At 56.4% G+C, this 25,136-nt stretch carries 18 protein-coding genes; 10 read left to right on the forward strand and 8 right to left on the reverse strand.

The window, feature by feature from the left end; genetic code table 11:
- Positions 1 to 122: 122 nt before the first annotated feature.
- The 3 genes from SBL51_RS09915 to SBL51_RS09925 form a co-directional block, all read right to left on the reverse strand.
- A complete protein-coding gene (locus SBL51_RS09915) occupies positions 123 to 2,735 on the reverse strand; it encodes a CHASE2 domain-containing protein (RefSeq protein WP_317930766.1) in 2,613 nt (870 codons plus the stop codon).
- Positions 2,725 to 4,110: a FecR domain-containing protein gene (locus SBL51_RS09920; RefSeq protein WP_317930767.1), complete on the reverse strand. Its 1,386-nt coding sequence runs from the start codon at positions 4,108 to 4,110 to the stop codon at positions 2,725 to 2,727. The genes SBL51_RS09915 and SBL51_RS09920 overlap by 11 nt, the downstream gene beginning before the upstream one ends.
- A gap of 259 nt (positions 4,111 to 4,369) precedes the next feature.
- Complete coding sequence (locus tag SBL51_RS09925) at positions 4,370 to 5,059, reverse strand: response regulator transcription factor (protein WP_317930768.1); 690 nt, start codon at positions 5,057 to 5,059, stop codon at positions 4,370 to 4,372.
- Between the two features lie 396 nt (positions 5,060 to 5,455).
- Here SBL51_RS09925 and SBL51_RS09930 point away from each other — a divergent pair, with 396 nt between their 5' ends.
- From SBL51_RS09930 to SBL51_RS09955, 6 genes are all read left to right on the forward strand, one after another.
- The gene (locus SBL51_RS09930) at positions 5,456 to 6,703 is read left to right on the forward strand and encodes an imelysin family protein (RefSeq protein ID WP_317930769.1); all 1,248 of its coding nucleotides are present in this window, start codon (positions 5,456 to 5,458) and stop codon (positions 6,701 to 6,703) included.
- 78 nt (positions 6,704 to 6,781) lie between these two features.
- Positions 6,782 to 8,197: a di-heme oxidoredictase family protein gene (locus tag SBL51_RS09935; protein WP_317930770.1), complete on the forward strand. Its 1,416-nt coding sequence runs from the start codon at positions 6,782 to 6,784 to the stop codon at positions 8,195 to 8,197.
- Between the two features lie 40 nt (positions 8,198 to 8,237).
- On the forward strand, positions 8,238 to 9,350 hold the full coding sequence (locus SBL51_RS09940; protein WP_317930771.1) for an imelysin family protein: 1,113 nt from the start codon (positions 8,238 to 8,240) through the stop codon (positions 9,348 to 9,350).
- Between the two features lie 242 nt (positions 9,351 to 9,592).
- Entirely contained in the window at positions 9,593 to 10,390 is a 798-nt protein-coding gene (locus SBL51_RS09945) for a TOBE domain-containing protein (protein WP_317930772.1), read from the forward strand.
- Positions 10,391 to 10,416: 26 nt separating this feature from the next.
- Complete coding sequence (modA, locus tag SBL51_RS09950) at positions 10,417 to 11,205, forward strand: molybdate ABC transporter substrate-binding protein (RefSeq protein ID WP_317930773.1); 789 nt, start codon at positions 10,417 to 10,419, stop codon at positions 11,203 to 11,205.
- 25 nt (positions 11,206 to 11,230) lie between these two features.
- Positions 11,231 to 12,571 (forward strand): alginate export family protein, encoded by a 1,341-nt coding sequence (locus SBL51_RS09955; protein ID WP_317930774.1) that lies wholly within the window; start codon positions 11,231 to 11,233, stop codon positions 12,569 to 12,571.
- Positions 12,572 to 12,608: 37 nt separating this feature from the next.
- Here the strand turns inward: SBL51_RS09955 and SBL51_RS09960 are convergent, their stop codons facing one another.
- The 3 genes from SBL51_RS09960 to SBL51_RS09970 all read right to left on the reverse strand — a co-directional run bounded on the left by SBL51_RS09960 (position 12,609) and on the right by SBL51_RS09970 (position 15,781).
- Positions 12,609 to 13,535: a sterol desaturase family protein gene (locus tag SBL51_RS09960; protein WP_317930775.1), complete on the reverse strand. Its 927-nt coding sequence runs from the start codon at positions 13,533 to 13,535 to the stop codon at positions 12,609 to 12,611.
- A 208-nt stretch (positions 13,536 to 13,743) separates the two neighbouring features.
- Positions 13,744 to 14,073, reverse strand: coding sequence for a Grx4 family monothiol glutaredoxin (gene grxD / locus SBL51_RS09965; RefSeq protein WP_317930776.1), 330 nt, complete (start codon positions 14,071 to 14,073; stop codon positions 13,744 to 13,746).
- A gap of 115 nt (positions 14,074 to 14,188) precedes the next feature.
- Positions 14,189 to 15,781, reverse strand: coding sequence for a hydantoinase B/oxoprolinase family protein (locus SBL51_RS09970; RefSeq protein ID WP_317930778.1), 1,593 nt, complete (start codon positions 15,779 to 15,781; stop codon positions 14,189 to 14,191).
- A 351-nt stretch (positions 15,782 to 16,132) separates the two neighbouring features.
- Here SBL51_RS09970 and SBL51_RS09975 point away from each other — a divergent pair, with 351 nt between their 5' ends.
- From SBL51_RS09975 to SBL51_RS09990, 4 genes are all read left to right on the forward strand, one after another.
- Positions 16,133 to 17,302, forward strand: coding sequence for an acetylornithine transaminase (locus SBL51_RS09975; protein ID WP_317930779.1), 1,170 nt, complete (start codon positions 16,133 to 16,135; stop codon positions 17,300 to 17,302).
- 159 nt (positions 17,303 to 17,461) lie between these two features.
- Complete coding sequence (gene argF, locus SBL51_RS09980) at positions 17,462 to 18,361, forward strand: ornithine carbamoyltransferase (RefSeq protein WP_317930780.1); 900 nt, start codon at positions 17,462 to 17,464, stop codon at positions 18,359 to 18,361.
- Positions 18,362 to 18,371: 10 nt separating this feature from the next.
- Positions 18,372 to 19,421 (forward strand): ABC transporter ATP-binding protein, encoded by a 1,050-nt coding sequence (locus SBL51_RS09985; RefSeq protein WP_317930781.1) that lies wholly within the window; start codon positions 18,372 to 18,374, stop codon positions 19,419 to 19,421.
- 440 nt (positions 19,422 to 19,861) lie between these two features.
- Positions 19,862 to 22,765 (forward strand): ribonucleoside-diphosphate reductase subunit alpha, encoded by a 2,904-nt coding sequence (locus SBL51_RS09990; RefSeq protein ID WP_317930782.1) that lies wholly within the window; start codon positions 19,862 to 19,864, stop codon positions 22,763 to 22,765.
- Between the two features lie 256 nt (positions 22,766 to 23,021).
- Here SBL51_RS09990 and SBL51_RS09995 read toward each other — a convergent pair whose 3' ends face one another.
- Together SBL51_RS09995 and SBL51_RS10000 are read right to left on the reverse strand one after the other, a co-directional pair.
- Entirely contained in the window at positions 23,022 to 24,623 is a 1,602-nt protein-coding gene (locus SBL51_RS09995) for a GMC family oxidoreductase (protein WP_317930783.1), read from the reverse strand.
- A 58-nt stretch (positions 24,624 to 24,681) separates the two neighbouring features.
- Positions 24,682 to 25,077 (reverse strand): nuclear transport factor 2 family protein, encoded by a 396-nt coding sequence (locus SBL51_RS10000; protein ID WP_317930784.1) that lies wholly within the window; start codon positions 25,075 to 25,077, stop codon positions 24,682 to 24,684.
- Between the last annotated feature and the right edge of the window lie 59 nt (positions 25,078 to 25,136).

Consider the following 25,136-nt stretch of genomic DNA (forward strand, 5'->3'; position numbering starts at 1 on the left):
AGCGGGCACTAGTGTAACACTGTGTAATAGATAAAATTATGTAAAACCCGGTAAAAAAATAGCAATGGTTTTTGTGAGGCCTTCCCGTTTTCCCACCGGTTGTTGATAGAGGGCGGTATAATTTATTCCGCTGCCGCCTCCAGATCAAATTCATTGTCGCAAAGAGGCAAGGTAACTTTAAAACAGGAGCCCTCTCCCAAGCGACTTTCCACTGCAATTCGACCACCATGCTTGTTGCAAACCGTATCGACAAAGTGCAACCCCAAGCCCGCACCACTGATCTCCAGGCGACTGCCCGCGCGATGAAAACGCTCGAAAATTTTGGTCAGTTGCTCGGCGCTGATTCCCTCCCCCTGATCAACAACCGAGATATCCACTTCATCCTGCCGACGCTGCACCAGCAGCCTGATTTGCGTGTTGGAGTCACTGTATTTGATAGCGTTAGACAACAGGTTAATTAACAGCCGCTCCAACAACTCGCCATCCCCCCACACCCAGATGTCATCCATGGAGCGATCGACATTGACCTCGATCGATTTTGCCAGCGCCTGCTGCCGTACCATCAACAGGGCGTTGTCGATCACCGAGTGCATATCGCACAGATCGAAGTTAGCATCCCCCACCATCTCAGCTCGAGCCAGTTGGAGAAAACTCTCGGCAAAGGAGAGGTTCTTGCGCGCGTAGAGTTCTATCTCGGCCAGTATCTCGGTAAAGTCGCTCTGACTCGCCGGCTGCTCGCCATACTTTGCGCGATAGTGTTCGATTAATGCCAGAATGGAAACCACTGGCGAGCGCAGATCGTGCGACAGGAAATGCAGCGCCTCGGTGCGCACCCGCTCGCTCTCTTTGATGACCGTGATATCGGTAAAACTGAATAACAGGGATTCGCTGTGAGAGAAGAGCCATGGCAGCCGGGCGAGCTGCATAAAATACTGTTTTTGATCACCCTTGGCCTGCACCTCGGCGAACAGTTCGACATTGTTGTGCAGCTGCTTTTTCAGTACCGCCGGCCAACCACCCTCAATTGAGAGCTGTTCCAGGCAGCCCATTAAACTCTCTCCGCGATTACTTTGTACCGTAAAACTGGCTCTGGCCCGGGCATTGGCAAACAGAATCTCACCGAACAGATTGGCCACCAGCACGGCATCCTGCAGATTTTCCAGGCACTGATCGATTATCGCGCGATTCTCTTCGGCTTTTTGATTTGCTTCGCGCAAACGGGCAATGGTATCGGTGACCAGCTCGGCGGGTTGGATCTGAGCACGGGAACGGGTGGCCGCATCCAGGTTGGCCAGTGCCGATAGCCACAGCTGTTGATCAACGGTTCGCCCACCCCCATCCCGCCAAAGCAGTTGACAGGAGCGCAGCTCGTCGTCGATGTGCAAGCTCATCGCCAGTTTGCCGGCCAGTGTATCGCGATTCGCTAACAGAGTTGGACTCCCAGCCAGAGTTTTGTCGGTGCTCGCTTCAACCAGCTGCCAATCGTCAATGCCGGTCAGCTGGCCGAGAAAAGTAAGTTTCCGGGTAATTTCCGCCAGCGTGCTGTGTACTGCCGGCGACGCCTGCTGCTCAACCCGAGTCAATTCACGCCGTAAAAAACGCAGCGCCTGCTCCAGCCGACGCCAGCTCCAGAGCGGATAAAAAATCAGAATCGGTAAAATCGCCGCCAATGGCGCAAACCAGATCTGCAGCACCACCAGGGTTGCCACCGAAGCCGCCAGCAGAGAGAGCGTCGCCAGCAGTGTTAACAATAGATACTGCCTGGGAGTGGCGCGCAGGCCGGCCATAATCAGGCCAAACACCAACAGCACACTGGCGACCAGATGAACACCGGCGGTAACCGGCACCAAGGTGGCACGATTGCGCAGGCTGTTAAGAATATTAGAGTTAAACTCGACACCTGGCATAGGCCCAGCGGGCGTGGCAACTATGTCACCCAAGCCCTTGGCGGTAGCTCCGACAATGACAATCTTGTCGCGTAGTGTTCGCTCCGGGATACGGCCGCTAATCACATCGACGTAAGAGAGAGTAGTCACCCGGGCAGCGGGGCCGGCCAGGGGGATCAGGTTATAAAAATCCCGGGCGATCAGAAACGGCGATGCGGCCGATGGATTTTCAGCTTGCAAGCCGGGCATCTGCTCCGGCAGGGTGGCGTCACTCAACTGCCACAAGGCATACATTAAATGGGGCCAGTAGGCCTCGCCCAGCCCCTCTTTCAGGAAGACTGACCGGCAAACGCCATCGACATCGTATTCGATATGTACATGACCGAGGGCAGCGGCGGCCGAAGCCAACTCCGGGGTGGGCAACACCTCCAAAATCTGGCCACCGGAGTAGGTCTGCTCCATGTGTACCAGAAGGGCAACCCGCCCCATCGCCGAGATAGCCTCGGCAAAGCGATGGTCGTGGTCGGGGTTGGCCCGGTCGGGTTCGGCAAAGACGATATCAAAGGCAATAGCCTTCACGCCCGCCTCGTTGAGAATATCCACCAACTGCGCGTGCACACTGCGCGGCCAAGGCCAGCGCCCCAACTCCAACAGGCTGCGCTCATCGATGGCCAGAATTAAAATATCCGGCCCTATGGCCGGTTTGACCTGGGCAATGGCGGCATCGTAAAGAGCCTGGTCGACCGAGTAGCCCCAACGTTTTAGCGAAATCATGGCGGCCAGTATGGCCATGGCCAGCGCCAGTAACAGCCGCTCCCAGGTGATGCTCGAAATACGGTTAAAACGCACCCACCAACACCCAAACAATCGCCCACAGGCTCAGCGCCAGCAGCGGCTCCGGCTCCGACGAGGCTTTGGTTACAGCGGAAAACTGGCTATCTGTGCGCAGGCTGGAGAGCGCTTGTACGCGGTAGTAGAAACCCGTTTTTACACCCTCATCCAGAGCCAGGGTGTACTCGGGCTGTTGGGTGGTGAAGGTGTAGGCAACCGTATCAAACTCCGGCGAGTTACTGATTTGCAGTTGATAACCCTCAGCCAATGGTACAGGCTGCCAATTAAGCGCCAGTTGGTCGGCGTTGGCATCGAATTTTAGCGTGGCCTGGTCGCGCTCGGGTGTAGCCAACTGGCCATTAATACAGACCTCCGTGGTACTTGGCAGCCCAATAAGGCCGGCACTGCTTACAGCCCTCACCACAAGCTGATAGCAGCCCTCAATAAATTTAAAACCGGTATCCGTAAAGCCGGACTCTTGGCTATCGACCACCGCCAGCAGGGCATCAGCCTGCTCCTGCCGTTGGTGAATTTCCAGGCGGTAATTATCAATATCGGCCAGTGACCGCCAGGCCAGGGTTAACGGCGGAAACTGATTGTCAGCGATCTTTTTCCACTTCGGCGCCGGTGGTAAGGGTGTAGGCGTTTGCAGTTCCTGGCCGGCCGCGGCGGCTATACCGAAACCCGCGGCTACGTCGGCGCTGCTCTCGGCGGCGTCACCAGTGACCGCCACCACCCCTTCATAGACCTCACCCAGCATGAGTTCATTACCCGCCTCCGACTGTTTGGCCGTGACGCGAAATTCTGTACCACGCACTGCGGCGATAGCCGCCGGGGTGGAGATCTGGAAACGGCTTTTCGGCACCCGTTCCGGTACCCGGGTCTGTACCGCACCGGTGGGTAGACGCACTCGGGTGTCGACCCGGCCTTCGGCGTTGGCCACCGACATAGAGTCGAGCACGATGGTGGTATTGGGCTCCAGGCGCATAAGGCTGCCGTCACCAAACTGCAAGCCGGCAACGCTCTCGGGCCCGGTTTTAATGGTGGCCCCCAGGGTAAAACTTGCCCCCTCCGTAACCGCAACAAAGGGTTCTGTGGGCTGGGATTGGTAGCGGACATCACCGGTAAAAAAGACCAGGCGCACCGGCGTTGGCGCCTCACGTAACCAACTCACGGGAAAGTGAATAATCAAACCGGGCGGCAAGCGGCGTGGGTAGATCACATTGTTGTAATCACCGAGCTTTAACCAACAATCTTTTTTAACGGTGTAGGTGAGGCAGAGATCCCAAAGCGTATCGCCAGGACGAACGGAATAGAGCCAATCTTCTTCTGCCTGGGCGGATAAACTGAATGCCAGACAGACCATGAAAATGGCAATCGAGCGTTGTAACACGCCATACTCCTTAATGGACGACAAACACCCAAACCCGGGTGCAGCCTGTTAATCAAACGCAAGCAAGAGAGTTGAGACAAAAAAATAAGATGCAATAAAAATGATGGGCGACACACTAAGCCACCGCCGGCAAATTACCACACATTGGAAAGCGTCGTACAGGTAAGAAGAGCGCCCTTCTGATGTGCCACAATAATCGGCCGCGAATGATTACAGGCCGATGGTCAGGTGAAAGGAAGTAATTGACGCCACCGCAAATTCAGTCGTCGACCTTCTCCAGGCGATAACCGTGTTGATAAACGGTTTTAATACAGTAGCCGCAGCTGGGTTCCAACTGCAGATTGCGCCGCATGCGGCTGATGTGCATATCGACAGTGCGGGTGTTGATGTCAGCAGCGACACCCCACACCTCTTTTAACAGATACTCCCGCGACAACAACTTGCCCTGATTTTTGATAACGCAGCAGGCCAACAGAAAATCTTTGCGCGTTAGCTTAACCTCCTGCTCGTGCACCCACACCTTTTGCGCATCCTGATCGATGGTGATGTGCGCGAGTTGCAGCTGCGGGCTGTGCAGTTTGTCGAGCCCCGCCCGTCGGCTGATAGCCGCCAGGCGGGCGATCAGTTCCGCCCGGCGTGGCGGCTTGATCATATAGTCGTCGGCACCGGCTTTGAGCGCTTCGACCACATCCTCTTCGCTGTCGCGCTGAGTGGAAAAAATAACCGGCAGGCTCGCCTGATTGTGATCGCGAATCCAGCCCAGAGCATCCAACCCGGAGCCATCGGGCAGTTGCCAATCGAGCAGCGCCATATCCACCGGCTCCGCCTGCAGCAGGCTGATAAAGTCGGTCACCGTCCCCCGGTGCAGAACCTGATACCCCTCTTCGGTTAGCCACTGATTAAGCAACTTGGCCTGAGCCTGATCATCTTCCAACAGAGCAACTTTCAATTTGATCTCCAAACATCACAGTCGATGGTGGTGTTATTGGTGCACCCGAACAGCGTTACAGGCGAGCGCGAACATTAAGCGCGGCAAGGCACGCGACTACGGCCCGGGTGGCAGATGGGTAACTGTGCACCCAGCGAATCGCCAGTTATTGTGCTGGTTGGCTCGCCAGGAAACCAGCCGGAAAGCTGAACATTTTACGACTGTTTACCTTTCCAACTCGCGATAGGTCACTCAGTTTTAGCGTGTCGCCAGCATTTGATTCAGGCCAAATAGAGGTTAAATAAGCGCCGGATTCCCGATCTTCTATTTGATAATAGTTATTATTAACTTTATTATCCGACGCTACTCGGCGGCCTCCTTGTCGTTTGGTCACCCATTATTGGTTGCAGGTTTTCTATGAAAGTTAAGAGTATGTTTTTGGCCTTGGGGCTGATGCTTACCAGCACCACGACCCTCGCTCTCTCTAGTCAAGATGTCATCAACTCCTACACGGATTTGGCTTTTAACGTCTATACCGATAGCCTCGCCGAAGCCAAAAAGCTCCAGGCCGACATTCAGAAATTCCTCGATTCCCCCTCCCCTGAAACCCTCGCACAGGCCCGCTACGCCTGGCGTCAGGCGCGTGTCCCCTACATGCAGACGGAAGCCTTCCGCTTTGGTAACCCGGTGGTGGACAACATCGATGGCCAGGTCAACTCCTGGCCCCTGGACGAGGGCTTTCTCGACTATGTCAGTAGCGACTATGAAGGTGAGCTGGGTAACAGCGGTGCCACTGCGTTTATTCTCAGTCTCGACACTCTGCGCCTGGGCGCCAATGAGATCGACGTCAGCGAGCTGACCCCGGAACTGCTCGCCAGCCTCAATGAACTGGGCGGTTCGGAGGCCAATATCGCCACCGGTTACCACGCCATCGAATTCCTCCTATGGGGGCAGGACCTGAACGGCACAGACCCGGGTGCCGGCAACCGCCCCTACACCGACTATCTGGCCGGCGAGGGTTGTAGCCATCAATATTGCCAACGCCGCCGCGATTACCTGACCGCCGTCACCACACTGCTGGTCAACGATTTGAACTATCTGGTGGGCCAGTGGCAGGCGGGCGACAGCAACAACTACCGCGCCAAATTCGTCAAACTCGCCCCCCAGGAGGCCCTCACCCGCATCCTGTTTGGTATTGGCTCGCTGGCCTTTGGCGAGCTGGCCGGTGAACGCATGCAGGTAGCTCTGGAGGCCAACTCCCCCGAAGATGAGCAGGACTGCTTCAGTGACAACACAGTCTTTGCCCACTACTACGACTGGCAGGGCATCGCCAATGTCTACCTGGGCGAATACAAGCGTGTCGATGGCAGCTTTTACAAAGGCGATTCACTGGCCGACCTGGTCGCTGAGCGCAACAACGGCCTCGCCCAAAAAATGCAGCACCAGATTTCCCAAACCCACGCGGCTCTGCAGGCTCTGGTAAATGCCTATCAGGATCCCAACAACCCCATGGCGTTTGATCAGATGATTGCCGAGGGGAATGTCGAGGGCGCAGCATTGATCAACCAGATTATTGCTGAACTGGCTGCCACCACGGAGTTAATTGAGGGGGTTGCCAAAACGCTCGGCATCACCAATCTCAACCCGAACCTGGATGCCGGTTAACCGGCCCCTTGGGCGAAGGCTGCCTCCGCCCGGCACTGATTAAAACAATGACTCAATACAACCATTAGGATTACCGTTATGCCGCCCGTAAGATTGGGATTGATAACCCCTCTAATACTTTTGCTGGCGGCCTGCCAGGGTGCTCACCAGGAGGCCGCCAAGCCGACCAAACCGGTAATAACCATCCCCACCGAATTGGGTGGCGATAACTCGGTGGATGTGGTCTCGACCAACGCCTTCTCTCTACCCTCGCCCAATATGCCCTTTACAGAGCGGCTCAACTTTAGCGTCGGCAACAGCTTCTTTCGCAACGCCTGGGTGATAGCGCCCTCCACCACCACCGCCCGCGATGGTTTGGGCCCACTGTTTAACACCAGTGCCTGCCAGAACTGCCATATTAAGGATGGCCGTGGTCATCTGCCGGTGGACCACAACGACAACACCGTCTCCATGCTGGTACGTGTCAGTGTGCCGGGCACTCCCGCCACTGCCGCCGATGGCATTGTCGCCCACCCCACTTACGGCGGCCAGCTGCAGGACTTCGCCATCAACGGCTACACCCCGGAAGTCAAAATCCAGTTCGACTTCGACCACTCCATCGTCACCCTCGCCGATGGCACCGAGGTGGAGTTGCGCAAACCCCAGTTGCTGCTCAGTGACTTCAGCCACGGCGATATTGGCAGCGATGCCCTCACCTCGGTGCGTATCGCCCCACCCATGATTGGCCTCGGTTATCTGGAGGCACTGACCGAAGAGCAGCTGCTAGCCCAGGCCGACCCGGACGACGCTGATGGCGATGGTATCTCCGGCCGTGCCAATCGCGTGTGGGATACCGTCAACAGCCAGCTGGCACTGGGTCGCTTCGGCTGGAAGGCTGAGCAACCGACCCTGCAGCAGCAAAATGCCGGTGCCTTTGCCGGCGATATGGGGCTGACCAGCGCCCTCAACCGCAGCGATGACTGTACCCAACCACAAACCGAGTGCCGGCAGGCCGCCAACGGTGGCGACCCGGAAGTCAGCGACGATATTCTGGCCAAGGTCACCTTCTACACCCACAACCTGGCAGTACCCAAGCGCCGCAACAGCGACGACCCCGGCGTCATCGCTGGCGGTGCGCTCTTTCAGACCATCGGCTGCAGCGACTGCCACACCCCCAAATGGCAGGTAGGCGAAGTACCAGAGATGCCCTGGCTGGCCAATCAAACCATCTACCCCTTTACCGATATGCTGTTGCACGATATGGGCGATGCGTTGTCTGACCATCGGCCGGTGTATGCCGCCGCTGGCGACGAGTGGCGCACGCAACCGCTCTGGGGGCTGGGTTTAACCAGTGCCGTCAACGGCGAGTTCGGTTTTATGCACGACGGCCGCGCCCGCACCATCACCGAAGCCATTCTCTGGCACGGCGGTGAAGCCGAGTCCAGCCGCACCAACTTCGTCGGTCTCAGCACCGACCAGCGCAACCAGCTGCTGGCCTTTTTAAACAGCCTTTAAACAAACTGGCGTGGTATCTGGCCACGTCTTTGGATGATCTATGCCACTGCTAGCTTTCTTACCCCTTCGCCAGAACCTAACTAAGCCACTTAGTACCGCTGGCACCCGCACGCTCCTTCTGGCCCTGGCAGCAGCCCTGGGCGGTGCAGCGTTGAGCGGCTGCCAGAAGACAGCGCCGGAGGAGATCTTCCTGCAGACCTTAAACAACCAGGTAATCGAGCCCAACTACCACCAGTTGGTGGAGTCGTCACAGGCGGTAGAGTCGGCCACGGCCAGCTGCTCTGAGGAGTCCATGGCAGAGTTTCTGCCAGCGGCACAGAGCAGCTGGCGGGAAGCGATGATGGCGTGGCAGCGGGCCAAAGTTATTGGCTTTGGGCCGATGACCGAGCAACGTCTGGATTGGGAGTTTCAGTTCTGGCCCGATAAGAAAAACCTGGTCGCCAAAAAAGCCAAAACGTTACTGAAAAAAGAGACGCCACTGACCGCAGAGGAACTCAACCACAGCAGCGTGGTACTGCACGGCTTGAGCGCTCTGGAATACCTGCTGTTTGACCCAACCGCCCAAACCGGTTTTGCAACCGGCCGCTATTGCGAGCTGACGCGCTGGATTGGACAACAGATGGTAGTCAGCAGTAAAGCCCTCGACAGCAGTTGGGCACTGGTCAAACCGGAATTTGTCGCCCCCAATGCCGAATCGGAAAACTTTGAATCCGCCACCCAGGCCATTGGCATGGTGCTCGACGACTACCTGCTCTCCCTGCAGTCGATCAGCAAAGACAAGATTCTCGGCGCACTTGGCGAAACCGGTACAGCCAACCCCTACTTCCTGGAGTCCTGGCGTGCACAACACTCCTGGCAAAATATTGAAGCCAACATCAGTGCGGTGAATCAGTTGTTCCAACAGGGGGGATTCATTGCCTACCTGGAGAGCCTGGGCCTGCATGAACTGGCCGGGCAGCTGCAGCAGCGCTTGGCCGCCCTGAATGAGGCCGCCGGCAAGATTGAGCCACCACTCTTTAGCAGCCTTGATCAACAGGCTGAGCCGCTCAAGCAGGTGGCTGCCACCGCCAAAGCGTTGCGACTGCTGTTGCAGCAGGACACCACCCAGGTCTTGAAGCTGCCCATTGGCTTTAATGACAGCGACGGCGACTAACCATCACTCCGGCAAGGAGGCTCTCGCCTCCTGCTCAAGCCGGGTCCGCTTTGGAGGCAAATTCCTGAGGCCGCAACAACACCGCGAATGTGCGACAAACCACGCCAATTTGTCGCACATACCCCCTAAAAACGCCCATCTGCAACCACTGAAAAACTCTAACTCTTTGTAATATAAGACTTTTAAAAAGTGGCGTAGTGCTTGCCATACGTTATATACATTAACTACATAACGGTACAACAATGAGTGAAATCAACTTAAAACCGTTACTCACCCTCACCAACGATCTCGGTTACAAGGTGGGTGAGGACCGCTTTCGCCTGTTGGCCGCCATTGCCGAGCACGGCTCCATAAGCCAGGCCGCCAAAGCGGTTGGCCTCTCTTATAAAGCAGCTTGGGATGCCATCAACGCCATGAACAACCTCTTCCCGTCGCCGGTGGTAACGGGCAAGTCGGGAGGCAAGCACGGCGGTGGCGCACAGGTAACCGCGATCGGCCAGCAGGCTTTGGTCACCCATCAAAAACTGAGCCAGAGCCTGGCCCGGGTGATGGAACAGTTGGAAAAAGAGTTAACGGAATCCGCCTCAGAAACCCTATCCCCCCTGCTGTGGAGCTTTGCCATGCGTACCAGTGCCCGAAACACCTACCACGGCGTTATTGACGAGATAGTGCCGGGGGCGGTGAATACCGAAATCTGTTTGAAAATCTCCGACAGCGCGCGCTTGGCTATCATCGTCACCAACGAAAGCGCACGCGCACTCGGCCTCTACCAGGGCCGTGAGGCCTTCGCCCTGATCAAAGCCAGCTCACCCATTCTGGTGGGCGGCCAGATAGCCACCTCGGCCCGCAACCAACTGCCTGGCGTGGTCAGCAATATCGCTCTGGGCGCGGTCAACGCCGAGGTAACCCTCGACCTGGGTGATGGCAAAAGCCTGGTGGCCATAGTCACCAACGAGAGCGTTAAACAGATGGCGCTGACGGTAGGCTCGAAACTCTTCGCGGTGATCAAGGCCTCACAAATTATTTTAGGCACCGAATAAACACATCTACCGGAGAGATGATTTTTATGTGGTATTCACTTCACCGACATACTCGCCAACTGCTTAGCAAGCGTGGCCTAATCACCCTGCTGGCTATCGGCACTTTGAATACGGCCGCCGCCGACACCACCAATATTGCCGTGGCCGCCAACTTTACCGCAGCCGCCAAGGCGCTGGCCGAGCAATTTCAACAGCGCAGTGAGCACCGGGTGAAGTTCAGTTTCGGCTCCACCGGCAAGCTCTACACGCAAATTATTAACGGCGCGCCGTTTGATGCGTTTTTATCGGCCGATGAGCTGCGCACCGGGCAACTTACCGCCCAAGGTCAGGCTGTGGCAGCCAGCGAATTTACCTACGCCGTCGGTCAGCTGGCGCTCTACTCCATCGACCCGAATCTCAATTTGCAGGCTGGGGCCATCCTCTCCACGCCGGACAAAATGAGTCGGCTCGCCATCGCCAACCCCAAAACCGCCCCCTACGGAGCGGCAGCCCAGGCGGCTCTGGAAAAATTAGAGCTCTGGTCGGCGCTCACCAGCAAATTGGTACAGGGTGACAACATCGCCCAAACCTATCAATTTGTCTCAACCGGTAACGCTACCGTCGGCTTCGTGGCACTGGCGCAAATTTATAAAGATGCCAACGCTAACTATTGGCCGGTGCCCGAGATGCTACACCCGCCGTTGCGGCAGAATGCCGTCCTGCTTGCGCGCGGCAGCAGCAACCCGGCCACCCTCGCGTTTTTGGAATTTTTAAAGAGCACACCTGCCCGTGAGCTTATCGCCAGCTATGGCTATGGTCTGAGTGAAGAGAATTGATCGCTTAACAGAGGGAGCAGTAGCGATGAAAAAAGTAGTTGCGATGAACAGAGCAGTAAAAACGGTAACGTTGAGTGCACTGGCCGCCTGTGCGGCACATAGCCAAGCGGAAATACAATATGAGTTTCACGGGGAAACCCGCCTGCGCTTCGAACACCTGGATGAACAGTTCCGCAACAATCAAACCGGTAGCGACCAGGCACTGCTGGCGCGCACTCTGCTCGGGGCCTCGGCCAGTTCAGGTGGCTGGACGCTGGCTGGAGAAATTATTGACGCCCGCGAGCTGGGCAACATCGCCAAAGAAGATAGCAACCTTAACACCAGCACAATCGACCCCTTGGATATTCTGCAATTGAATGTGCAGTACCAAGCCAATGATTTTCTGCTGGCCAACACCCACTCAAACATCACCTTGGGCCGCTTTACTATGAACCTGGGCAGCCGGCGTCTGGCGGCGCGCAATAATTACCGCAACACCATCAACGCCTTTGAAGGCGCGCTGTGGCAAATCGAAGGGAAAAATAGTCAGCAGTTGCAGCTCTTCTATACTCATCCAGTCGCCCGGCTAATCGATGGGCCGGCAACCGATAATGACCCCAAGCGCGATGAAGCCATCACCAGCACCGATTTTTGGGGTGCCGCGTTCACGACCCCGCTGGCCGACCGCTTCACCGCAGAATTTTATGGGCTGCGCCTGAACGAAACCGACAGCCGTAAATATCCCAGCCGCAATCGCCAGCTGACCACCGTGGTGGCCAGCTTGCAACCAAGCGAAGCCTCTACCTGGTATTGGCAGACGGAGTTGGCCTACCAGTGGGGGGAGTCGCGCAGCAGTACCAGCAGCGATGTGGCGCTGGATCACAGCGCCTATTTTGGCCACTTTGAGCTGGGCCCAAACGCACCCGTTGCCGGTGGCAAACTGCGCTTGCAGCTTGATATCGCCAGTGGTGACCGTGACCCAACCGACGATAACAACAACCGGTTTGATACCCTCTACGGCGCCCGCCGTTTCGATTTTGGGCCGACCAGCCTGTACGGCGCCTTTGCCCGCGCCAATATTATTTCACCGGGCATACGCTGGCAGATTAAGAGCAAAAAAGCGGGTGAAACCATGTTGTCGTTGCGCCACTTTGAGTTGGAAAACAACAGCGACAGCTGGACCAGTGCCGGTATCTCACCCGCCGCCTATAACAGCAATACCGCGGAAGTGGGGCAACAGTTGGAGGTGCGCTGGCGCTGGCACAACAGCCCGAAAAATCTACTGCTGGAGTTGGGGGCCGCCTACCTGTTTGCCGGTGAGTTGATGCAGGATGCTAACAAAGACGATTCGACCTACACCTACAGCCAGATTACCTATAAGTTTTAAAAGTTTTAGATTTAAGAGAGGGAGGGGGGTTAACGGTTCACGATTGTGTGGAGTAGTTGATCGCGCCCCGATCGCACTCGGGCACGCCTTCCGACTGGCCGCTGCCTGGGTTGGCGATCAGGCCGAACTGCAACGCTTTCGCCTCCCGGCCACTCACCCAACTTCCAACCATTCGGTCCCATATGGCCAGCGCCGAACCGAGGTTTTTATCGGCATGCTCGCTTCGATTGGAGTGGTGAATCTGGTGTTGCGCCGGGCTGATAAACCAATGCTCAAGCACCCCAAACTGCAAGGCGAAGGGCGAGTGCCGCAAATTGGCCCCTAAACAGCTAAAGGCAAAGACAAATATATTGACCCCAAGCATGTCCCAACCATTGATTCGCCCGCTGAAGCAGAAGAGAAATAGCCCGGCAACGCCGCTGAACACCAACAGGCTGCGCAGGTAGTAGAGCACCATCTCCAACGGGTGGACACGATAGAGTGTAATTGGAGTCAGTGAAGTGGCGGAGTGGTGCACCTTGTGAATACGCCATAACCAAGGCAGTTTGTGCAGCAACCAGTGCAGGCCAAACCGGCTGGCGTCATCCAACAGGAAGAGCGTAAGGGTAAACGCGCCGGCCAACCAAAACGGCGACAGTGTCCAGTTGGGATAGACGCCCGTGGTGTGATGCAAAAACGCCGACAACCAAAGTGCGCCCGACAACCGGGTAAAAAACCAGGGCACCACCAGCACCATTTTAATAAGGTGATTACCAAACAGCAGGCCGCAATCGAGGGCGGTTGATCGATTAAACCAATAACGTTTGTCGAATAACACTCGCATTGGTCGGTCACGGTCTCGCCGCCACAACCAGAGCAGTGCCAGTAAACCTGCACTTAACAGATAGAGCCAATAGAGCCGGCTACCCGGTTCCAGAAATAAATGGAGCGGTTGCCAGAGTACCGGCCACGACCAACTACTCACCTTCATTCACCTCTGCCCGGCAGGCAATGGCCGTGAGAACGGAATAAGGCGGCAAGTAAATAGAGGAGGAAGGAGAAGAAACTGTGTCTAACATCAACCTAGTAATACATTGCCCTAGCAACACGTTAACCCAGTAAATTCAGAAGATAGCGCAGCCTGGTGAAACCGTTTCCATAACTGGCTTCACCAAGCTGATAGCCCAGCCGAATTATTCGGCTTCGGTTTTAGGAACGGCCGCTTCAATAATAACTTTCAACTCACCGCTGGCGTGCAGCTCAGTGATGATGTCGCAGCCACCAACCAGTTCACCACCCACCCACAGTTGTGGGAACGTTGGCCAGTTGGCGTACGCGGGCAGATTCGCACGAATATCTGGGTTACTCAGAATATCCACATAAGCGAAGCGCTGACCGCACTCCATAATGGCCTGGGAGGCACGCTGAGAAAAGCCGCACTGAGGCGCATTGGGAGAACCCTTCATATACAAAATAACGGGGTTCGATTCGATCTGAGATTTGATGGTATCCATGATATCCATACGATGTACTCCTCTTGTGGAGAAAAAATAGCCCGCGCAACCGCGGCGGAAACCTAATATTCTACACAGCCGCTGAAATGAAATCCAAGCGCTGTTTCGAACCGGCCGGCAATCGTTAATCGGCCGCGCTCAAACCAGCTGCGCTATCACGGCCACTCTCAGCAACATCACCACCGGCTTCAACCCCCCAACCACCGCCACCCGGAGTTTCCACCCGCAGGCGATCACCAGCCGCCACATGCAGATGAATCTTACCCGGTAGGGGTTGTTCGTTGAGGAAGTTGGCTCCAGCCAAACCAGCTCCTCCCCCGACCAAACCCCACGGCGAGTGTTGTCGTCTTTCCGTCAACAGTGTCACTTGTGCTGCAGCAAGAAACTCAAACTCGCGAATCAAACCATCGCCACCACGATGCCGACCGCTTCCGCCAGAGCCCCGCCGGCGCTGGTAGCGCCGAATACGCAGGGGAAAGTGACTCTCCAAACTCTCAATAGGTGTATTGAGGGTATTGGTCATATGACTCTGTACACATTGCAAACCGGGTGCCAGGGCTCCGGCGCCGGTACCCCCGGCTATGGTTTCGTAGTAATCCCAGCGCGCCTGCGACTCATCACCGGCGCTACCCATGGCGATATTGTTCATGGTGCCCTGGCTCGCCGCCGGGATCTCCGTCGGCAGCGCCTGGGCCAATGCGCCCAACACCACATCCACCAACCGCATGGAAGTCTCCACATTGCCCGCCGCCACCGCCGCCGGCCGCCGGGCATTCACCAGGCAACCCTCCGGCGCCAGCAGGGTAACCGGGTCGAAGACGCCGGCACAGGCGGGGGTGTAATCCGGCAGCAGGCAGCGCAGGGCATAGAAGACTGCGGCCGCCGTTACCGTTAGCGGGCAGTTGATATTGCCGGCCACCTGCTTTGAGGTGCCGTGGAAGTCCGCCACCAGGCGACCATCGCCAATGGTCAGCGTCACTTCGATCGGGATGGGGCCGTTACCCTGGCCATCGTCATCCATCAGATCGCGGAAGTGGTAACGGCCAGGCTGCAGCTGTGCCAGTTCGGTTTCGGTCAGGCGACGGCCGTAGTCGTGCAGCTCGGCAATTGCGGCGCGATAGGCTTCGGCACTGCTGCCGGCCAACAGCTCCAACAACCGTTGTCGGCCGAGATTATTGGCACTCACCTGGGCCAGAAAATCCCCCCGGGCACCAGGGCTTTCGCCCGCCAGTTGAGTAAACACCCCCTGGTCGATGCTACCGGCCGCCACCAAACGGGTGGGCGCGATCACCCTGCCCTCCTGCTCCAAATGGCTGGAGATCGGCATGGAGCCGGGGGTACTGGCGCCAATGTTGACGTGGTGAGCCCGATTCGCCACAAAGCCGATAATCGCCTGCTGCCAAAAGATCGGTGCAATCACGGTGACATCCGGCAGGTGGGTGCCACCCAGGAACGGGTCGTTGACCACCACCATATCGCCCTCACGCCACTGCTGGCTGGCCACCAGGTCGACCATGGCGAACGCCATGCTGCCCAGGTGCACAGGAATATGCGCCGCCTGGGCGACAATCCGGCCACTGGCATCAAACAGGGCGCAGGAGTAGTCGAGGCGATCTTTAATGTTGGGCGAGAAAGCCGCCCGCTGCAGCACCGCGCCCATCTCCTCGCACAGGTTATTAATACGATTGGCGAAAATCGCCAGATCAACCGCATTCACGCTCTGCCCCTCATGCCCTACCCCTCACGCTTAGCCAGCAATGGCTTTAACCACAACCGCAATCTAACAATTAATAAATGAGGCTCGTAAATAAGCCGATTACCACCGGCCCAGCCAAGCCCCGCCAGGACGTAGAAGCGCCGCCAACAGGCCGTTTGCCAAGGTTCATTAATGCCGATACCATGGCCGCTTTTCTTCGCGTTAGCCGGTCTCTGAGCAAGCCGCCTGCCGGCCGCTCCGAGTAAGGCTAAACGTGTCATAAAACCGGGCTAGGCTTAGCCCATATTTCCAGCGGCGCCCAGGCGTGGCTGGCCAACCAGCCTTGTAATTGAGGGGTAAAATAGCACAACCATGAGCCAAGATGCCTTGATGAATACATACGGCCCGCGCATTGCCAAACTGGTAAGGGGCGAAGGCTGTCTGTTATGGGACGACGAGGGCAATCAGTATCTGGATGCGTTATCGGGTATCGCGGTCTGCGGTCTCGGTCATTCGCACCCCGCCATCACTCGCGCAATCGCCGAGCAAGCGGGCACACTGATGCACACCTCCAACCTGTTTGCGATTGATCAACAGGAGAAGTTGGGCGAGCGTCTGCGGCAACTGTCTGGCATGGACCGTGTGTTTTTCTCCAACTCCGGGGCGGAAGCCAACGAAGCGGCGATTAAAATTGCCCGCAAATATGGCCAGGATAAAGGCATTCACCACCCGATTATTGTTACCGCCTCGGGCAGCTTTCACGGCCGTACCATGGCCACCCTGAGCGCCACCGGCAACAACAAGATCAAAAAGGGCTTTGAACCCCTGGTACCCGGTTTTGTGCACGTTCCCTACAACGATGTGGCAACACTGACGCAGGTGGTGAAAAGTGACTCCAACATCGTGGCGGTGATGGTTGAGCCCATTCAGGGTGAAGGCGGCATTAATATTCCCGCCGAGGACTACCTGCCCCAACTGCGTGAGCTGTGTGATGAACGCGGCCTGCTGCTGATATTGGACGAGATCCAAACCGGCAACGGCCGCGCCGGCAAATACTTCTGCTACCAGTGGCACGACCTGCTACCCGATGTAGTCACTACCGCCAAGGGGCTCGGCAATGGCCTGCCCATCGGCGCCTGCCTGGCCCGTGGTGCCGCCGCCGAGGTACTTAACCCCGGCAACCACGGCACCACTTTCGGTGGCAACCCACTGTGCACCCACGCCGCACTGGCCGTGGTGAATGAGGTTGTCGACGGCGGCTACATTGAGCGCGCGGCCAGTCTGGGTGAGACCATGCTGAAGCAACTGCAGGCCAAACTCAGCGACTGCCCACGGGTTAAGCTGGTACGGGGTAAGGGGCTGCTGCTCGGTATTGAGCTCGACCAAAACGATCTGCCGGTGGTGGCGGAGGCCAAAAAGCGCGGCCTGATCGTCAACCTCACGGCGGGCAATGTGGTGCGCCTGTTACCGCCACTGATCACCACGGATGCACAAGCCGATACCATTGTTGATGTCATATCGGAAGTACTCCACGCGTTGTAATCTACCTACCCAACGCAATGCCGGCCGCACCCAGGTGCGGCCGGCATGCTCTTTGCGCTGACATTGACAGCAAAACAGCAATGGCCGACCAGCCGTTAAAAGAAATATAGCGATTGAAATGTCACCACCGACAGTGGCATCAAATTTCAGGATCACCCTATGAGACACTTTCTCACACTAATGGACCTATCCCCCGCCGAGCTGAAGTCGGTCATCGACCGGGCTATCGAAATGAAAGCCGAACGCCTGGCTGGCACTGCGCGGGAGAGTATGAAAAACAAAGTCCTGGGCATGATTTTTGAAAAATCATCCACTCGCACACGGGTGTCGTTTGAGGCCGGCATGGCGCAACTGGGCGGCCACGCCATCTTTCTCTCGCCCAACGACACCCAACTGGGGCGCGGCGAGTCGGTGGAGGATACCGCCAAGGTGATCTCCCGCATGGTCGATATCGTTATGATTCGGACCTACAGCCACCAGATGCTGGAAGCCTTTGCCGCCAACTCCCGGGTACCGGTGATCAACGCCCTGACGGACGACTACCACCCCTGCCAGCTGCTGTCCGATATGCAGACCTACCACGAACACCGCGGCTCTATCCAAGGCAAAACCGTCGCCTGGGTGGGCGATGGCAACAATATGTGCCAATCGTTTATCAACGCCGCCCGCCAGTGGGATTTCGAGCTCAAGGTCGCCTGCCCCGAAGGGTTTGAGCCCAATCAAGCCCTGCTGGATGAAAACAGTGATAGAGTCGCCGTGGTACGCAGCCCCAAAGCCGCCGTTGCCGGTGCCGCCTTGGTGGTCACCGACACCTGGGCCTCCATGGGCCAGGACAAAGAAAAACAGCAGCGGCAGCGCATCTTTTCCGGGTATCAGGTCAATGAAGAGCTGATGAGCCTGGCGGCTGCCGATGCTCTGTTTATGCACTGCCTGCCGGCCTATCGCGGCATGGAAGTGAGCGAGACCCTCCTCGATGGCCCCAGCTCTGTGGTCTGGGACGAGGCGGAAAACCGACTCCACGCGCAAAAGGCATTGATGGAGTTTTTGTTGTCGGTTTGATGGTTGTTGAATGAGTTTTCTGCAGTTAGACAAGATCGCCTGTAATTATCAGCAGCAGGCCGTGGTGAAGAACCTCAGCCTGCAAATGGCCGAGGGCGATATTGCCTGCCTGCTGGGCCCAAGCGGCTGCGGTAAAACCACCGCCCTGCGCGCCATTGCCGGCTTCCACCCGCTCGCAGCGGGCAGCATCACCCTCGATGGCAAACTGCTGTCGAGCCCGGACTACACCCTGGAGCCGGAACACCGCCAGGTGGGGCTGGTGTTTCAGGATTACGCTCTCTTCCCACACCTGAGTGTTTGCGAAAACATCACCTTCGGCCTCTATAAACAGTCGAAAGCGGCGCGGGAAGAGGTCTGCCAGCGGCTGCTGGGGCTGGTGCAACTGGCCGGCATGGGCGAACGCTACCCACACGAGCTCTCCGGTGGCCAACAGCAGCGGGTAGCATTGGCCCGGGCGCTGGCCGCCAAGCCGCGCCTGCTGTTACTCGATGAGCCCTTCTCCAACCTGGATGTAGAGCTGCGCCGGGCCCTGGCTCTGGAGGTGCGCGCTATCCTCAAGCATCAGCACATCACCGCTATTATGGTCACCCACGACCAGGAAGAGGCGTTCGCCTTTGCCGACCGTATCGGTGTGATGCAGAATGGCCATCTGCACCAGTGGGATACCCCCTACAACCTCTACCACCAGCCCAATAGCCCATTTGTGGCCAACTTCATCGGCCAGGGGGTGTTTCTCTCCGGCCGGATGTCGGCCAACGGCCAGCTCGCCACCGAGCTGGGAGAGATCGACTGCCACAGCCGCAGCGACTGGCAGCAGGCCAATGGCATCAATATTCTCCTGCGCCCCGACGATGTCGTGCACGACCCGGCCAGCCAGTGCCACGGCTGGGTGGTGGCCAAGGTCTTCGCCGGTACCTCCACCCTCTACACGCTGGAGCTCGCCTCCAAAGAGAAGCTGTTGGCCAGCTTCCCCAGCCACCTCGATTTTGCCATCGGCCACCAGGTGCCCATCCGCCTCAATTTAAAGCACCTGATCGGTTTTCCGCAGATCGAAATCTAATGCCGGCAGCGGCTCCGCTGTTGGCATATCAAATCTCTTTTCTGATTGAAAAAAAATATATAAACAACTCTGTCTGACTCCACTTGGCCGCTAGCCCGCGCCACTCCTCGCCGTTGCTCAGGTGGAAGAGTAGTAGTTACTGACATCCCCGGTTTGCCCACAAATTATCCACAAGCAACCACCAGAATTACTGCCTTGCAATCACCCTCAAACCGCATTATCTTGTATCCAAATTCGAACCAACCCCTATATATAGGGGTTTTTTCGTTAGGCGCCGCACCAACTTCGCCTAACAATTGGGCATCCCGGCGCAGTCTGCCCAATTCCGGTTCGTTTTCACGGGCACACCACCATTCGGCACACCGAATGCCCAAATCGCAAGGCCACCAATAACAACACTACTACTCAGCAACCGCTAAAGACCATCCACGGAGTCGTGCATGCAAATCGAGACGGACGTCAATCCAGCCAAACCAACCACCAGCTACACCCCCGCTGCGTCTGGCCGCACCAGCCACGTGGCCGCCACAGCCCCAGGACAAATGCGCGTCATCAAACGCAACGGCACTGTCGTACCCTATGATGAAAGCAAAATTGCCATCGCCATGACCAAAGCCTTTTTGGCCGTGGAGGGTGGCACCGCAGCCGCCTCTTCGCGTATCCGTGAGACGGTCGCCTCACTCGCCGAACAGATTACCGCCACCTTCTCACGCCGCATGCCGTCCGGCGGCACCATGCATATCGAAGATATCCAGGATCAGGTTGAACTGGTGATGATGCGTGCCGGTGAGCACAAGGTTGCCCGCGACTACGTACTCTATCGCGAGGAGCATGCCCGCCTGCGTGCCGCCAAGGCCGCCACCATTGAAAACCCGGTGCCCGACGCCGAGTTCGGTACCATCCTGGTGGCCATGCCCGACGGCAGCCAACAGGCACTGAACATGGTGCGTGTGCGCACACTGGTGGAAGAGGCCTGTGCCGGCCTGGCCGAGGTCGACCCGGAAGAGATTCTCAAAGGCGCCATGCGCAACCTCTATAACGGCGTAACCCTGGACGACGTGAATACCTCCCTGGTGATCACCGCGCGTACCCTGGTTGAGAAAGAGCCCAACTACACCTACGCCACCGCCCGCCTGCTACTCGACAAACTGCGTTCGGAGGCACTGAGCTTCCTGGGTGTGGCCGAACAGGCAACTCACCACGAGATGGCCGACCTCTACGCACCGGCACTGCCTGCTTATATTAAAGCGGGTGTCGAGCTGGAACTGCTCGACCCGGAACTGCTGAGCTTCGACCTCGACACCCTGGGCCGCGCCCTGGATCACACCCGCGACGACAAATTCAGCTATCTCGGCCTGCAGACTCTCTACGACCGCTACTTCATCCACAGCAACGATGTCCGCATCGAACTGCCCCAGGTCTTCTTTATGCGCGTCGCCATGGGCCTGGCCGCTCGGGAAGAGAACAAAAACGAGCGTGCTATTGAGTTCTACCGCCTGCTCAGTTCATTCGACTACATGAGCTCCACGCCGACGCTGTTTAACTCCGGCACTTTGCGTCCACAGCTCTCCTCCTGCTACCTGACCACCATCCCCGATGACCTGCACGGTATCTACGGTGCCATTCAGGACAACGCCATGCTCTCCAAATTTGCCGGCGGCCTGGGTAATGACTGGACTCCGGTACGCTCCTTGGGTGCTTACATCAAAGGTACCAACGGCAAGTCTCAGGGCGTTGTCCCCTTCCTGAAAGTAGCCAACGACACCGCCGTTGCGGTCAACCAGGGTGGCAAGCGCAAGGGCGCGGTTTGTGCCTACCTGGAGACTTGGCACCTGGATGTGGAAGAGTTTCTGGATCTGCGTAAAAACACCGGTGACGACCGCCGCCGTACCCACGACATGAACACCGCCAACTGGATTCCCGATCTGTTCATGAAGCGCGTGTTTGAAGACCAGGAGTGGACCCTCTTCTCGCCCAGCGACGTACCCGATCTGCACGACCTCTACGGCCGCGCGTTTGAAGAGCGCTACGAGCAGTACGAGCAGATGGCCGCCCGCGGCGAGCTCAAGCTCTCCAAGAAGATCAAAGCACTCGATCTGTGGCGCAAAATGCTGGGTATGCTGTTTGAAACCGGCCACCCCTGGATCACCTTCAAAGACCCATGCAACCTGCGCAGCCCGCAGAGCCATGTCGGTGTTGTGCACTCGTCCAACCTCTGTACCGAGATCACTCTCAACACCAAGGCCAACGAAGAAATTGCCGTCTGTAACCTGGGCTCCGTCAACCTGGCCCAGCACATTGTTGACGGCCAGTTGGATACCGCCAAGCTGAAGCAGACAGTTTCCACCGCGGTACGCATGCTCGATAACGTTATCGACATCAACTACTACTCCGTCGACAGCGCGCAGAACAGTAACTTCAAACATCGCCCGGTCGGCCTGGGTGTCATGGGCTTCCAGGATGCGCTCTACCGCATGCGCCTGCCCTACGCCTCCGACGGTGCCGTTGAGTTTGCCGACCGCAGCATGGAAGTGATCAGCTACTATGCCATTGAAGCCTCTTGTGATCTGGCGGCCGAGCGCGGAGCCTACTCCACCTTCCCGGGCTCACTCTGGAGCCAGGGCATATTGCCAATCGACTCCATCGAGCGCTTGAAAGAGGAGCGTGGTGAGAAGTACCTGGAAGTGGACACCACCCGCACCCTCAACTGGGACAGCCTGCGCTCACGGGTTATGAGCCAAGGTATGCGCAACTCCAACGTGATGGCGATTGCGCCGACCGCGACCATTGCCAACATTACCGGTGTGTCGCAGTCCATTGAACCCACTTACCAAAACCTCTACGTGAAGTCGAACCTGTCCGGCGAATTCACCGTGGTTAACCCCTACCTGGTACACGACCTCAAAGCCCGTGGCCTGTGGGATACGGTAATGGTTAACGACCTGAAATACTTTGAAGGTTCGGTACAGCCCATCGACCGCATTCCAGCGGATCTGAAAGAGCTCTACCGCAACGCCTTTGAGGTGGAGCCACGCTGGTTGGTGGATTCCGCCAGTCGTCGCCAGAAGTGGATCGACCAAGCACAGAGCCTGAACCTCTACATCAGTGGCGCCAGTGGTAAAAAACTCGATATCACCTACCGCATGGCCTGGTTCCGTGGTTTGAAAACCACCTACTACCTGCGCGCATTGGCGGCCACCACCACGGAGAAATCCACCGTCAAAAACAGCAAGCTGAATGCCGTTTCTGCCGGCGAAACCTCCGGTAGCCAAGCGGCAGCACAGGCGGCAGAAGTACCCAAAGCCTGTTCTCTGGATGATCCCGATTGCGAGGCTTGCCAATAGAATATGTCTGCTTAATTGAGACACCGGGAGGTGTCTCATCAAGTTGATATGACTATTAAGAATGGAGGATGTATACACCGGATTTGGTTATTAATAACCAATGAAAAGTGTATACCCCCTCCATTTTTTGTTGTTGGCTAGCCAGTTTTCCCAGCCAGTGATGGAACACTATCTACCTTTCAACCTGCCCTTCTAAATTAATGCAATAACAGACTTATTAATGCGATAGCGGGTTTCGCTAACCCTCAATAGGAATCTACTGCAGTATAAAATCTGCCACCCGCAAGCCGATCATCATGGCCGGACCATTGGTGTTACCCGATACCATCGTGGGCATCACGGAAGTATCCGCCACTCTCAAACCTTCAACACCTCGCACCCGCAGCTGCGCGTCGACCACCGCCATCTCATCGTTACCCATTCGGGCTGTACCGGAAGAGTGGTAACAAGTACCACTAAACGAAAGGGCTTTCGCCAAAATCTCTTCGTCACTCTCCACCGCCGGGCCAGGTCGAACCTCTTCCACCACCCACTCTTTTAAAGCGGGCTGCGCTGCTAAACGTCGATTCCACCGATGTGCCGCAAGAAATTTTTGTCGATCTATTTCAGCGCTGAGATGATTCACATTGATATACAGGGATTGTTCAGGATCGGCGGATTGAATACGTACCTCACCTTGACTCTCTGGGCGGGTGAAATAGGTAATAAAAGTGATACCGGGGAATTTGTCCAGGGCGATATCGCCACCCTTACCACTTTCGCAAGCAGAAACAGACATTAAACCAAACTGCAGGTCGGCGTGATCCAGACTGGGATCGGATTTCGCAAACCCACCAATTTCGTGGGCGGCGTGCGACATCGGGCCGCTGTGCGAAAACTTATATTTAAGCAGGGACCAGATCGCCTGAATACCGCCCAGGCTTGAATTCTGGCTATGGCTTTTAACGTGCAATGTTAAATCGACATGGCGATGTTCGCGCAGATTTTGCCCGACGCCAGGCAAATGAGAGACCACAGGTATACCAAACTCATTCAACAAGGTTGCAGGGCCAATACCAGAGAGTTGTAATATTTTGGGCGTTTGAAAGGAACCCGCCGACAGTACGATCTCGTTGCTGGCGCGAATACTGCGCTCCCCGTCGCGATTGCGTATTTTAACGGCCACCGCCCGCGACTGATCGAACACGACTTTGACCACATCGGTTTCAGTGAGTATGTCGAAATTGGATCGATTTTTGGCTAACGACAAAAATGCTTTCGCGGCACTATATCGCTCCCCTTCATAACGAGTCGTAGTTTGGTAACCAAAGCCACCTTCACGCACGGCAGTAAGATCGTTAACGTCATTGACTCGAGCGATTCCCATCTCCTGACCGGCAGTTAATATCGCTTCACACAGAGAGTCACCCGTTGAGTGTGTGGTGATACGCTGAGGGCCGTTGGCTCCTCGCCACGGCCCTGCGCCTTGATCGTGAGACTCTAACTCGACAAATTTAGGGCCCACCTGCTCCCAACCCCAACCATCACAACCATTAGCCTGCCAACCGTCGTAATCCATGGGCGCACCACGCATGTAAATCATGCCGTTCACGGAGCTGGAGCCTCCTAGAGTTCTACCTCGCACCCAGCGTTCGGAATAGCCCTGCACTCCGGTTAGCACCTCGTTTTCCCAAATGTATTTACTGCCAGGGTTCAGCAATAGGCCAATACCTCTCGGCATGTGAATAAACTGACTCTTGTCTTCAGGTCCACTCTCAATGAGTAACACGGAGTTATCTGGGTTTTCAGAGAGCTTATAAGCTGCAGCACAGCCGGCGGAACCAGCACCGACTACGATATAGGTATATTCATTTTTCAAGGGAGAGCACCACCAATTATTTTTATTAGAGAATTATCACGTTGATATGATGGGCAATTTACGAAGTGCTAATCTGTTTTTGCAGCTTTACTCGTGTGTGACTAATTTTCCAGCCACTGGCTGTTCTCACCAGCGTACGGAAATACCAACCTTGATTTGAAAATTGTGGGTCATCACCGACAAAAATATAATTTTGAACGGTTTCGGCACTGTCACCAAGGAGCACTATTCTGGCGGCTCCGCCTAAGTGAACACCGTGCGGCGCCTGCGACAACATACCACCAACAGCCGCCTTACCTTGTAGAATTTGCCTGAAAACTTCGTAGACGGTATCTTCAGTGAAGAGGTCGAGCCACTCTTCAAAAGCATTGACCTCAAGGCGTAAGCAGTATTCATCCAGAACTTCTCGAATCGCCAATTTGTCCGCTAAGGTTTGTACACTGGATTCAGACACCATTACTCTCCTAAATCTTTTTAATTTTTAGCTTTATTGAAGATCGGATGCACATATAA

This window comes from Halioxenophilus sp. WMMB6, assembly GCF_033283405.1.
Classification (GTDB): domain Bacteria; phylum Pseudomonadota; class Gammaproteobacteria; order Pseudomonadales; family Cellvibrionaceae; genus Halioxenophilus.

Coding starts and splice junctions, on each gene's coding strand:
- SBL51_RS09930 (WP_317930769.1), top strand. CDS start 5,456: ATGAAAGTTAAGAGTATGTTTTTGGCCTTGGGGCTGATGCTTACCAGC.
- SBL51_RS09935 (WP_317930770.1), top strand. CDS start 6,782: ATGCCGCCCGTAAGATTGGGATTGATAACCCCTCTAATACTTTTGCTG.
- SBL51_RS09940 (WP_317930771.1), top strand. CDS start 8,238: ATGCCACTGCTAGCTTTCTTACCCCTTCGCCAGAACCTAACTAAGCCA.
- SBL51_RS09945 (WP_317930772.1), top strand. CDS start 9,593: ATGAGTGAAATCAACTTAAAACCGTTACTCACCCTCACCAACGATCTC.
- modA (WP_317930773.1), top strand. CDS start 10,417: ATGTGGTATTCACTTCACCGACATACTCGCCAACTGCTTAGCAAGCGT.
- SBL51_RS09955 (WP_317930774.1), top strand. CDS start 11,231: ATGAAAAAAGTAGTTGCGATGAACAGAGCAGTAAAAACGGTAACGTTG.
- grxD (WP_317930776.1), bottom strand. CDS start 14,073: ATGGATATCATGGATACCATCAAATCTCAGATCGAATCGAACCCCGTT.
- SBL51_RS09975 (WP_317930779.1), top strand. CDS start 16,133: ATGAGCCAAGATGCCTTGATGAATACATACGGCCCGCGCATTGCCAAA.
- argF (WP_317930780.1), top strand. CDS start 17,462: ATGAGACACTTTCTCACACTAATGGACCTATCCCCCGCCGAGCTGAAG.
- SBL51_RS09985 (WP_317930781.1), top strand. CDS start 18,372: ATGAGTTTTCTGCAGTTAGACAAGATCGCCTGTAATTATCAGCAGCAG.
- SBL51_RS09990 (WP_317930782.1), top strand. CDS start 19,862: ATGCAAATCGAGACGGACGTCAATCCAGCCAAACCAACCACCAGCTAC.